This is a genomic window from Paraburkholderia rhynchosiae, assembly GCF_002879865.1.
Lineage (GTDB): Bacteria > Pseudomonadota > Gammaproteobacteria > Burkholderiales > Burkholderiaceae > Paraburkholderia > Paraburkholderia rhynchosiae.
Window position 1 is genome coordinate 1 of sequence record NZ_PNXY01000070.1, and the last position, 11,457, is coordinate 11,457.

An 11,457-nucleotide genomic window follows, 5' to 3' on the forward strand; every position below is an offset into this window, starting at 1 on the left:
CGGTCGCTCACTCAACGTACTGACGAAGTGTCCAGCCATCTTTCAACGGCCTGACCTTCCTTTCATTACTGTGTGAGACTTGATACTTCCGCTTTACGGCAGACCCCGAAGGATCCACCTCGCGTCGCGCATCAAGCGCCCACACTTATCGGCTGTTAATTTTTAAAGATCGGTCCGCATTCCCCGCGCTGCCCGCTACCACCCTGTCCGGCACCACTTCGTTCTGCGTCGCTGCATCTGCAGCAGAGAAACGAGATTATGAAGAACTTCCGCTGCGCCGTCAACAGGTTTTTCTTACTGACTGAACCTGCCGCCACCGCTGGAAGCCTTGCCACTGCTGGCTCTCCCGCTTCCCGTGCCCCGGCGTCCGGAGCACGAAAGAGCGAGATTCTAGCGAGCCGGTCCGCGCCTTGCAAGCGTTATTTCCGCATATAGAAATTGCGAGAGAAAAGCGCGAAGACAACGCACAACAACCATTAAGAAACCAATAGGAACCAGGCCATCCCAATCAGACTACGACACGCTTGCGCACGACGCGCTCCACCACATCAAGGTAGTGATGGAGATCCGGCGTCGTGCGGTTTTTTTCTTTTGCGCGGTCATCCCACTTACGCAAACGCAGTGCATCTTGCGCATACGGCTTTTGCACAAACGCTTCTGCTTCCTCTCTAGTGAAAATGCCGCCCTGCAATTCCAGGCTACGTACCGAATCGGCGGAAAGCTGGCCGAAATACGCGTCGTCGATTGCGCAGAGGCAGCGTTTTGCATCGACGTGCAGACGAATCGGCTCCAATACCGCATCCGGCAACACGGCGCGCAAAAAAGGCAGCGCAAAGTACTGGTGCAGATCGTCGATGCCCCGCTCCGTCGGCGTCTCGCCCTGCAGATTCAGCAGATGTCCGAGGTCGTGCAAAAATGCCGCGACGACGAGTTCGTCACCGGCACCCGCTTCTTCAGCCAGCGCGGCGCTCTGCAATGCATGTTCGAGTTGCGTCACCGGTTCGCCGCTATAGGCCATGTCGCCGTATTGCTCGAACAAGGAACGGATGTCGCTCACACTCAATGCCACGAAATTACTCCCACGGTAGTGAAAAAGTCTTCAGGTTGGTAAAGCTTTTCATCGTTTCCTGAACGCCTTCCTTGTAGCCGAGCCCGGAGTCCTTGATTCCGCCGAACGGCGTCAGCTCGATCCGATAGCCGGGCACTTCCCAGACGTTGACCGTTCCTACCCGCAACTCGTTGATAAAACGCGTGATCGCATCCTGCCGGTTCGTGCACACACCCGAAGACAACCCGAATGCAGTGCCGTTACTGATACGGATCGCGTCGTCGAGCGTGTCGAAGCTGATGATCGGCGACACAGGGCCGAAAGTTTCCTCGCGCACCAGCGTCATGCCCGGCTCGACTCCGTCGAGCACCGTGGGCGAATACAGCGCGCCGTTGCGTCGATTGCCGATACGCAGACGCGCGCCGCCGGCAATCGCCTCATTCACGCGCGCCTCGAACAACTGCGCCGCCGCGACGTCGATTACCGTACCCATCTGATTCGCCGCATCGAATGGATCGCCGAAAGTCCATGCCCGCGTCTTCTCGACGACCAGATCGGTGAAATCCGCTGCGACACGCTTTTGCACCAGCATCCGCTTGACCGCCGTGCAGCGTTGACCGGAGTTCTTATATGAGCCCTGCACGGCCAGCGTCGCCGCGCGCTCCAGATCGGCGTCGTCAAGCACGATCAACGGATCGTTCCCGCCGAGCTCCAAAACGACGCGCCGGTACGCCGCCTTCGCCGCAATGTATTTGCCGATCGCCACACCACCCGTGAACGTGACGAGTTCGGCCAACGGATGCGTGATCAGTTCGTCGGCGATCTCGCCCGGGTCGCCGGTCAGTACTTGCAGCATCGGCGCGGGCAAACCGGCTTCGTACAGGATGTCGGCGAGATAGAGCGCGGACAGCGGCACCTTCTCGGACGGCTTGAGCACCACCCGATTATTCGTCGCGATTGCCGGCGCAACTTTATGCGCGACCTGGTTCATCGGATGGTTGAACGGCGTAATCGCGACGATCACGCCAGCGAGCGGCTCGCGCTGCGAAAACACGCGCCGCCGCTTGCCATGTGGCGTCAGATCGCAGGAAAAACTCTGGCCGTCGTCGCGCAACGCTTCGATCGCCGCGAACTTGAATACATCAGCCACGCGGCCAATCTCATAGCGCGAATCCTGCTTCGACAGGCCCGATTCGAGCGAAATCAGGTTCGACGCCTCTTCGGTTCTGTCACGCAGCAACGCGGCCGCGCCTTCGAGAATCTGCGAGCGCTCATAGCGCGTGAGCTTCGCCTGATAGGCAGCAGCGTATTCGAACGCGGCGCGCACATCGTCGATGCTGGCAAGCGCAACCGTCCCCACCCGCGTGCCCGTGTAAGGATCGAAGACATCGAGCGAGCGTGGCCGCGCCGCGCGTTCGCCTTTGAGCCGCAGCACTTCCGCCCGAAATGCCGGATGGTCCCGCAGCGTCGTGTTCATGATGCCGACACGCGATTCAGCGCGACGTCGAAGATATCGAAGTTGCGCAGTCTTTTAGCGCTGCCCGGGACCGGCAGTCCTTCAACACGCCGATTGAACAGCAGCGGCACTTCCTGCTCCGACAAGCCACCGTGCGAGCGCAACGGCACGGTCAGCCCGGACAGGTCATGCTCGTCGCGCCGCGTGCCGAGCACCACATGCTTTGTGCTGATCACGACGATATCGCCGACGCGGTCGTTCGGCAGTTCGAACCGTTCGCACGCCGCGCGGTTGTCGAGCACGACTTCGATTCCCTGGAGCGCCCCAATTCGCTCGATCACCTGCGCGGCGCTGACATCGCGAGGCAAATAGATCGTCGCGAACGAACCGAGCGCCCCGTGATGCACCACGTATGGGTCCGTAATCGGCAAGATCACGCGCGCCTTGCGAGCGCCGAGCCAGTCGTCCAGCACATCTTGCAGATAGATCACGTTCGGCTCGCCGGTCTGCGGATCGTGCTTCGCGTTCATGCCGTGGTCGGCGGTGAGGCCGATCACCCAGCCAAGCGCATCGAGCTTCGCGAGATAGCCGTCCATCATCGCGTAGAACGTGTTCGCGCCCTCGGTGCCCGGCGCCCATTTGTGCTGGATGTAATCGGTGGTGGACAGATACATCAGGTCGAGCTTGCGCGTTTGCGCGAGCCGCACGCCGGCGGCGAACACGAACTCCGAAAGCGCTGCGCTATACACGTCGGGCAGCGGCAAGCCGACCAGATCGAGCACTTCGTCGATACCGTTTTCGTCGCGCGTCACCTTGTCCGCTTTCTCCGCTGAAAAGCAGATGCCGTTCAGTTGCCAGCCCAACAGCCGGCGCAACTTGTCTTTCGCGGTGACGACGGCAACGGCCGCGCCCGCTTTAGCAGCAGCGGCCAGCAAGGTGCCGGCGCGCAGATAGGCGGGATCGTTCATCATCACTTCGGCGCCCGCGCCGCCGTTCGCGTCCGGGTCCCAGAAGTAATTCCCGCAGATGCCGTGCACCGAAGGCGGCACGCCGCATACGATCGACAAGTTGTTCGGGTTCGTGAACGACGGGATCACGCAGTCGCCCTTGAAGGCCGCGCCGCCATTGAGCATCGTGCCGATAAACGGTGCGACGCCGGCCGCGACGGCAGCCTCGAGATAATCGAATTCGCAGCCGTCGACGCACACCACGACCGTTGGCTCCGAGGGCAGCCGGTAAGGGCGGCCGTTGACTTCGATCGTGCGTTCGTTTGCTTCTGCGCTTGCATTTGCGCTTGCCTTTACCATGGTTCCCGTCCCCTGCGTGCCGGGCACGCGTGCTCAAGCCAATGCGTTAAAACCCGCTCATCGCTTCAATCGTCCGTTGCCGGTGCTATCCGGCCGCGCCGAACGGCCCGCCGCTTTGGACGCCGCTTTGCAGCTTTCCTCCCACGCCGCATGCGCGCGCTGCAAGCCGCCGTTCACGTGCGCTTGCATGAGCGCTGCGGCATGCCCGGCATCGCGTGAAGCCAGCGCCGTCAGAATCGCGCGATGTTCGGCCAGCGAGCGCTCCATCGCATCGGCATGCACCACCAGCGCGGCACGCCGGAAAAGACTCAACTCGCTCACCAGCCTTCGATACGTCTCATACAACTTCACATTGCCGGCCGCCGCCACGATCGCATCGTGAAATGCGACGTTCGCGCGCGCGTATGCATCGTGGTCCTGTGCATCGAGCGCCGCGCGCATTGCATCCAGCCAGTCGCGCAGCACCGCCAACTGACGCGCGTCGATGTTCGCGGCCAACATGCGGCACGCCGCCTCCTCAAGTACCGCGCGCACCGCATAAATCTCATCCGCTTCCGCCAGCGACACAGTCCGCACGAACACGCCGCGATTCTTCTCCGTGCGCACGAGCCCCGCCTGCTCGAGCGCGCGAAACGCCTCGCGAACCGGTCCGCGCGACACGTGCAGGCGCGCTGCCCAGTCAGCTTCGTTGAGCTTGTCGCCCGGCGCCAGTTCGCCTTCGACGATATGCCGTTCGATTTCGTCGCGAACCAGTGCCGTCAGCGAATGCCTGCGCACGACCTCGATCGGATCGACAGAAGCAGTTTGCATATATTCGGTCATTTTGACAAATTTCGCCACACTCAAAGTCTGCGGAATGTCTGCGCGCCGAGTGACGCATAAGCAGGACAACGAGGAAATGCGGGTTCAGTCGATTCGACGACGCGGCACACGGGCCGCAATCAGCAGCAGCGCCGCCAGCGACACCAGCAGCAGAATCAGCGACAGCGCGGACGCCGGCAAGTAGTAACCGCGCTCGACCTGACCCACGACAACAATGGGCACCGTCGCAAAACCGGGCGGATAGACGGTAAGCGTCGCGCCCAGTTCGCCGAGCGACAACGCGAAGCCGAGCGCAAGACTCGCGCGGATCGCGGGCACGAGTTGCGGCAGCACAACGCGGCGCAGGACCATCGACGGCGGCGCACCGAGGCTCGCGGCCGCTTCTCGCAGAACGGTCAGCTCCGGGCGCAACGCGGCGGCCGCGCACCGGTAGCAGAACGGCAGCACCAGTGCGAGCTGTACGAACACGACGATCGCCGCGGAACTCGACAGATCGACCGGCCGCTTGTGATACGCGATCAGCACCGCGAGCCCGAGCACCACGCTCGGCACGCCGTTGGGCATCATCGCGATGGTGTCGACGAAAGCGCCAAGCCCGCGCCGGTCGCGTCCTTCGAGCGCGAGCGCAAGCCACAGCCCGAGAATCGTGCCGAGCACCGCGACGCCCATGCCGATTTCGAGGCTCGTCGTCAGCGCGTCGAAGTCGCTCGACCCGAGCCGCTCGAACCAGCGCGTGCTGAAGCCGTCCGGCAGGATCGTGCCGGACCAATGGGCCGCCACGCTCGACAAGCCGACCACAATCACCGGCAGCACGAAAAGCCAGAAGCACAGCAGCGCGGCAAAACCGAGAAACAGCCCGCCGAGCATCCGCACGACGAGACTGCGGCGCACCGGACGCGCCTTCTTGTGCATCACCGGCAGCACCGTCGGATCGAGTTCAACGGCCATGGCCCGCTCCTTTCACCTTGCGACGGTTGACCTGGCGGTACAACGCGTACAACGACAGGGACATGATCAGCATGACGACCGCGCCCGCGGCGGCCGTCGGCAGATCGAGGTCGACGGTGGCCGAACTGTAAATGGCGACCGGCAAGGTGATCAGATGCGCGCTGCCGAGCACGAGCAGAATGCCGAACTCGTTGAGCGTCAGCAGAAAGCACAGGATGGTGCCCGCCGCTATGCCCGCCCACGCGAGCGGCAAGATCACCTTGAACGCGACCATCCAGCCGCTTGCGCCGAGGCTGCGGGCGGCTTCGATCAGACGCATGTCGAGCATGGCGAAGGAGGCCAACGTAGGACGCACAACGAACGGCGCGTAGAACACGACCTCGGCGAGAATCACGCCGCCCACGCCGAACAGGAAATTGAGCGGCGGCGTCTCCAGATGAAACAGCCGCTGCAAGCCGATACTGACCGAGCCTTGCGAGCCGTACAGAAAGATCAGCGTGAAGGCGACCAGAAACGACGGGAACGCCACGAACAGTTCGAGAAAACGCGTGACCATCCGGGCGCCGGGAAACGGCTTGAAGAACAGCAGCGACGCGAGCGCCACGCCGAGCAGCGAGGCGAGTCCGGCGCTCGCGAACAGTATCCACAGCGTCGTGCCGATCACGCCGCGCGTCTCCGGATTGCCGAAGAACGCCGCATAAGCCTGCAGGCCGATGCCATGCGGCCCGCTCAGACTCAGCGCCACGAGGCGTACGAGCGGATAGATGACGAGCGGCCCAAGCACGATTACGGCGATGAACAACAGATGCCATTGCGCCGCGCGCTCGCGGCGTCTCACCGCGGCTCGATGCGAGGCGGCGCTCGCGCTGCGCCGGGCGTCCGCCGCGGCTGTGGCTGCGGCCGACGCACTCAGCGTATTCGGCGCCTCAGGGGTTGATAAGGACGACATCGTCAGCCTCATAACGCAGTGAAACGCGCGCGCCCTTCTCCGGCATCATGCCGTGGCCGCGCTGCATGGTGACCAGCACCGCTTCGTTCGGTATTGCGTCCAGCACGACCGAGACTGACAGCACCGCGCCGTACCATTCGACCGATGTGATCGCGCCGCGCAACTGCCCTTCGCCGAGCGGCACGATGCGCAACGCTTCCGGCCGTAGACACGCGACGCGCTCCCGTTCGTTGTAGCGCGCGTCGTCCATGCCGAACGCGACCTGCGGCGGCAGCAGATTCGCCGCGCCGAGATAACGCGCGACGAACGCGTCGGTAGGCGCGTCGTATAACTGTTGCGGCGTGCCGAGCTGGGCGATGCGGCCATCGCGCATCAGCAGGGTGCGGTCGGACAGCACCAGCGCGTCGTCCTGATCGTGCGTCACACAGACAATCGTCAGATTGGGCAGGCGCTCATGCAGCGCCTTCAGTTCGGAACGCACCGACGCCCGCAGATTGGCGTCGAGTGCGGAGAGCGGTTCGTCGAGCAACAGCACGTCCGGCTCGATCACCAGCGCGCGCGCCAACGCGATGCGCTGCTGCATGCCACCAGAAAGTTGCGCGGGCATCACGTGCCCGGCGTCGCCCAGTTGCACGAGTTTCAGCACTTCGGCCACGCGTCGCGCGATGTCTTTCGCCGATGTGCGCCGCGCGCGCAAGCCGAACGCGACGTTCTCGAACACCGACAGATGCGGAAATAGCGCATAACTCTGAAACAGCAGACCCAGATTGCGCTTATGCGGCGGCACATGGGTGAGATCGTGGCCGGCAACGGTTAGCGTGCCGGACAGCCCGTCCGCTTCGATAAACCCGGCGATGAAGCGCAGCAGCGTGGTCTTGCCGCAGCCGCTGCGGCCGAGCACCGTAAGCAGCTCGCCGCGCTGGATCGTCAACGACAGATCGTCGAGCACCGTGCGCGAGCCGAAACGCACGGTAAGATGGTCGATCTGCACCCCTCCGGGCGCGTCTGAACGCGCGACGCCGAGCGCCTCCGGTGAGGCGCCGAGCGCGCCTCGCTGAGCAAGACTGGCCGTATTCACCGGATTCATCCTCCAACAAGATTGATGCTCGTGCAGCGCCCCGGCGACCGAAGACAATACGTGAAAGCGCTGCGTGCTTCGTCTGAAGAGCGGCTTACTTCGGCTTGACCACTTCGATCTGCTTGCCCGACGAACCGATCACCTCGTTCTTCCAGCGCGCGGTCCAATCGGCTTTCTTCGCCATCACCTGGTTCCAGTCCACGGGAATCAGCTTCACACCCGCAATCGCCTTCTTGACCGTGTCGCCGTTCTTGCCGGCGAGCGGCACATCGGTGCGGCCCGGAATGCCGAAGATGTCCGGCACCTTTGCCTGCACGTCCGTCGACATCAGGTAGTCGATCAGTTTCTTGCCTTGCGCCTGGTTCGGACCGTTCTTGATCAGGCCGATCGCGTACGGCAACTGGAACGTGGTCGGCTGGGCACCCGGAGCTGCCGCGAGGAACACCGGCTTGAGCGACAGACCGCCGTTCGCGGCGTCGTCGAGATCCATCTGCAGGTCACCGTTGGCAAACGCGATTTCGTTACGCGAGAGCAGCACGTCGAGATAGCCCGTGCCCTTGGTGTGGAACTTCGCGCTCTGTTCGAGCTTCTTCAGATAGTCGAACGCCTTGTCCTCGCCCATCAGCGACGACGTCAGAATGATCACGGCCATGCCGTCGCCCGCCGTGGCCGGGTTCGAGTAGGCGATCTTGCCGCTGTAGTCCGGGTGCAGCAGATCGGCAAAAGTCTTCGGCTGATTCTTCGTGACTTCCGGGTTGATCGCGAACGAGAAATAGTTGTTCACGAAGGTCGCCCACGCGCCGTTCGGCGCCTTTGCGATCGCCGGCACGTTCTTGTAGTTGGCGCTCTGATAAGCCTGCAGCAGTCCGCTCTGATCCGCTTGCTGAATGAACGGCGGCAACGTGACGATCACGTCCGCCTTCGGCTGGTCTTTTTCGATGGTGGCCCGGTTCACCACTTCGCCGCTGCCCGCTGTAACGATATTGACCTTCACGCCTTCCTTCTTTTCGAAGGCCGGCAGCACGTCCTTGTAGAGGTTTTCCAGGCCGTCGGCGGTGTACAGCACCACGGCGTCGGCCGCATGGGCTTGCATGGCCGCGCCGCCGAACACGGCTGCGGCGACCAGCGCGGGCAGCAGTTTGCGTGCGAGGCCCGTGGCCTGAGGGGAATTTGTCTTTGTCATGTCGCTCTCTCCGAAAGGCAAAAAACCAGACGGTCGGGAAAACCCGATACCTGTTTTGTGATTAAACGGCGCTTGTGCCGCGCCGTTTGCGCTTTGCGTACTGCTTGCGTGTTTGTTGTCTGCGTGCTTCCAACATATTGCTCGCAACCGGCCGTCATGCTGTCCATGAATTGCAGATTGCCGACAACCTGACTCGGTGTTGCCGGGCCTGATCTACAGCCTGCCTACCGCATTCGCGCTGCGTGCCATGCCTGGACGGGCACGGCAAGGATCACACATTTCGATGACAGCGCCATGACCATTGTGTCGAATTCCAAAAAACGACACAATTCGCCAATAATAGCCAAGCCGCGCGAGAGCGCCACAAGAACTTTTGAATGAGGTTTTAACGTAGCCGTCGCTGGGTGGCTGTAGTGAGCATGAGTGACTTGCGCCGCCACTTCATGCGGCCCCCATGGGAGCGGCTCCGCATTCGGCGGGAACGCCAGGCAGCTTGGACGCACCGTCGGCCGTCATGTACGCCGGCTCAGGCAATCACGATTTCCGGACCATGCGCCGTGATCGCCTTGCCGAGCGTGCGCTCGGGCGCCAGTTCGGTCACAAGATAACGTGCGGACTCGATGCCGTTGATGCGCACCGGCGTGACGCGCCCGAACTTCGAATGGTCCGCGACGATCACCACTGTATCCGCGGCGGCGATCATGCGGCTGCGCACTTCGGCGGCCATGCGGCTGTAATCGGTGAGATGGCCGTCCGGCGAAATCCCGCCCGCGCCGATGAACGCGAAGTCCGCATGGTATTGCGTGAGCTGCTGGACCGTGTCGAGCCCGAACGTGGCGTCCTCAATGTCGGACAGTTCGCCGCCCAGCAGCGTGACGCGGTTGTCGTTGCGCCGGCCGAGCAGCAGCGCGATGCGCCAGTCGTTCGTATAGACCGACAGGCGATGCCGGTCGAGCAACGCCCGCGCCACCGCCTGCGTCGTGCTGCCGGAGTCGACGATCAGCGACGCGCCATCGGGCACGAACTCGGCCGCGCGCTCGCCGATTGCACGCTTGGCGCCGGCATTCGCGGCTTCGCGCGTGTCGAGGTCGGGTTCGCGGCGGTCGCTGGAAAGCGCGCCGCCGTGAGTCGTGACGAGCAGGCCGCGCCCTGCCAGCGCGTTCAGGTCACGGCGAATGGTCTCGCGCGACACGTTCAGTTCGCGTACGAGTTCAGCGACCGAAAGCGCGCCAGTTTTGGCGACTTGCGCCAGGATGTATTGGTGACGTTGTTCTGCGAGCATCGAGGACGTTTCCTTGGCATCGAATCAGCCTGTGATAGCTGCGACGCCGGAATCATACACGGTGAGAAAACGGTGTGAGGATTTCGTCACAGGCCACATTGAACGACAAGTTTCGGTGCGGCTGACACGCGGCCAATACCTGGAATTGTTGTGCATCGGTGTTCGCAACCAGCATGACCTGAAGAATCTGGACGATGGCCCCACGGCTGGCCGGTGGCGTGGGTGCGAGACGCACGCTCAGGTCCTGCTGCTTCCATTGGCTTACGCGCTGGATGATCGGAAAGTCGGGACCCACCGCCTTGGCGTGGCGGCCACGATCTCGCTGGCGAAGCGCGAGCGCTCCTTGAGCGTGGCGCCGCCATAAAGATCGGTGCGCTTGTTGGTGCCCGACCAGAAGAACTGGTCGATGAGATAGCCGTGTGCACCGTGGATCTCGACCGTGTCGAAACCGAGGCGGCTGGCATCTGCCGCGGCTGCTGCGACCGCGGCCACGGTATCCGCGATCGCTTCCCCGGTCGTGGCTTCATCGCGGGGCTTGCCACGCCGCTCGGCCGCACGTTGAAGCAGCCATTCAAGGCGCTGCATGGCTGGACACTGGCCAACATCGCGCAGTTGAAGAGGCACGGCAAGCCTTCGATTCGCGGCTCGAGGCGTAGAGCCGGAGTGAGGACCACGAGAGCGACTGCATCGCGCGCCTGACGCCTTGCAAAGCAGCAGAGTTCGCGCCTCGGCTCGCCGAGCGGTCCATACTGCACCTCACCCCGCTCCAGCGCTTTTGCGTGGAAAAGAGGCGGCCTGTTTCGCCGCCAGCGCTGGACCCCAGCGCTCCAGCCCACTACCACTTCTACGGAAACCCGCGGCTCAATTCGGACCCATCGATCCGTTCACCCTGCGATTCAGAGCGAGCGGGTTCGACTCCTTGAGTGCATCCGGCAACAGATCGTCAGGCATGTCCTGATAACTCACCGGACGCAGAAACCGGTCGATCGCCAGACTGCCCACTGAGGTAGAGCGGCCGTCGGAGGTTGACGGGTATGGGCCGCCATGAACCATCGCGTGGCCGACCTCAACACCGGTCCCGAAACCGTTTACCAGAATCCGGCCGCTGCGTCGCTCCAGCGCCGGCAGGAACATGCGAACGCTGTCATGGTCGGCAGCGTCGATATGCACGGCGGCAGTCAACTGCCCTTCGAGCGATTCGACCAGTGCCAGCATTTCCGCCAGGTCCGGGCAACGTACGACGAGCGCCGCCGCACCGAATGATGATCATGTAGCCGGCCTCCTCGCCGCGGTTATGCGACGAGGGTTAAAGTCAGTTTGCGAACGCACTTTGACCCTGCGGAGACCGACATGAACTATTGTGGCATAGACCTGCATTCGAACA

10 protein-coding genes and 1 pseudogene are annotated in these 11,457 nt (G+C 62.9%); all 11 read right to left on the reverse strand.

Going from position 1 to position 11,457, the window contains the following annotated elements; all coding sequences use genetic code 11:
- Positions 1 to 508: 508 nt before the first annotated feature.
- The gene (locus C0Z16_RS36245; RefSeq protein ID WP_102636751.1) at positions 509 to 1,069 is read right to left on the reverse strand and encodes a phosphonate degradation HD-domain oxygenase; all 561 of its coding nucleotides are present in this window, start codon (positions 1,067 to 1,069) and stop codon (positions 509 to 511) included.
- A 4-nt stretch (positions 1,070 to 1,073) separates the two neighbouring features.
- The gene (gene phnY, locus C0Z16_RS36250) at positions 1,074 to 2,525 is read right to left on the reverse strand and encodes a phosphonoacetaldehyde dehydrogenase (protein ID WP_102636752.1); all 1,452 of its coding nucleotides are present in this window, start codon (positions 2,523 to 2,525) and stop codon (positions 1,074 to 1,076) included.
- Positions 2,522 to 3,811: a phosphonoacetate hydrolase gene (phnA, locus tag C0Z16_RS36255; RefSeq protein ID WP_102636753.1), complete on the reverse strand. Its 1,290-nt coding sequence runs from the start codon at positions 3,809 to 3,811 to the stop codon at positions 2,522 to 2,524. The genes phnY and phnA overlap by 4 nt, the downstream gene beginning before the upstream one ends.
- 57 nt (positions 3,812 to 3,868) lie before the next feature.
- On the reverse strand, positions 3,869 to 4,633 hold the full coding sequence (locus C0Z16_RS36260) for a phosphonate utilization associated transcriptional regulator (protein ID WP_244201506.1): 765 nt from the start codon (positions 4,631 to 4,633) through the stop codon (positions 3,869 to 3,871).
- 84 nt (positions 4,634 to 4,717) lie between these two features.
- Positions 4,718 to 5,581 (reverse strand): 2-aminoethylphosphonate ABC transport system, membrane component PhnV, encoded by an 864-nt coding sequence (gene phnV, locus C0Z16_RS36265; RefSeq protein ID WP_102636755.1) that lies wholly within the window; start codon positions 5,579 to 5,581, stop codon positions 4,718 to 4,720.
- Entirely contained in the window at positions 5,571 to 6,530 is a 960-nt protein-coding gene (locus C0Z16_RS36270) for a 2-aminoethylphosphonate ABC transporter permease subunit (RefSeq protein WP_102636756.1), read from the reverse strand. The genes phnV and C0Z16_RS36270 overlap by 11 nt, the downstream gene beginning before the upstream one ends.
- Positions 6,508 to 7,608 (reverse strand): 2-aminoethylphosphonate ABC transport system ATP-binding subunit PhnT, encoded by a 1,101-nt coding sequence (gene phnT, locus C0Z16_RS36275; RefSeq protein ID WP_102636759.1) that lies wholly within the window; start codon positions 7,606 to 7,608, stop codon positions 6,508 to 6,510. The genes C0Z16_RS36270 and phnT overlap by 23 nt, the downstream gene beginning before the upstream one ends.
- Positions 7,609 to 7,702: 94 nt before the next feature.
- Positions 7,703 to 8,791, reverse strand: coding sequence for a 2-aminoethylphosphonate ABC transporter substrate-binding protein (gene phnS / locus C0Z16_RS36280; protein WP_102636757.1), 1,089 nt, complete (start codon positions 8,789 to 8,791; stop codon positions 7,703 to 7,705).
- 526 nt (positions 8,792 to 9,317) lie between these two features.
- A complete protein-coding gene (locus tag C0Z16_RS36285; RefSeq protein ID WP_102636758.1) occupies positions 9,318 to 10,073 on the reverse strand; it encodes a DeoR/GlpR family DNA-binding transcription regulator in 756 nt (251 codons plus the stop codon).
- 261 nt (positions 10,074 to 10,334) lie between these two features.
- Complete coding sequence (locus tag C0Z16_RS39245; protein WP_322788922.1) at positions 10,335 to 10,658, reverse strand: oxidoreductase; 324 nt, start codon at positions 10,656 to 10,658, stop codon at positions 10,335 to 10,337.
- A gap of 276 nt (positions 10,659 to 10,934) precedes the next feature.
- A pseudogene (locus tag C0Z16_RS36295) lies at positions 10,935 to 11,333 on the reverse strand (aldehyde dehydrogenase (NADP(+))); the annotation flags it as partial.
- Positions 11,334 to 11,457 lie beyond the last annotated feature (124 nt).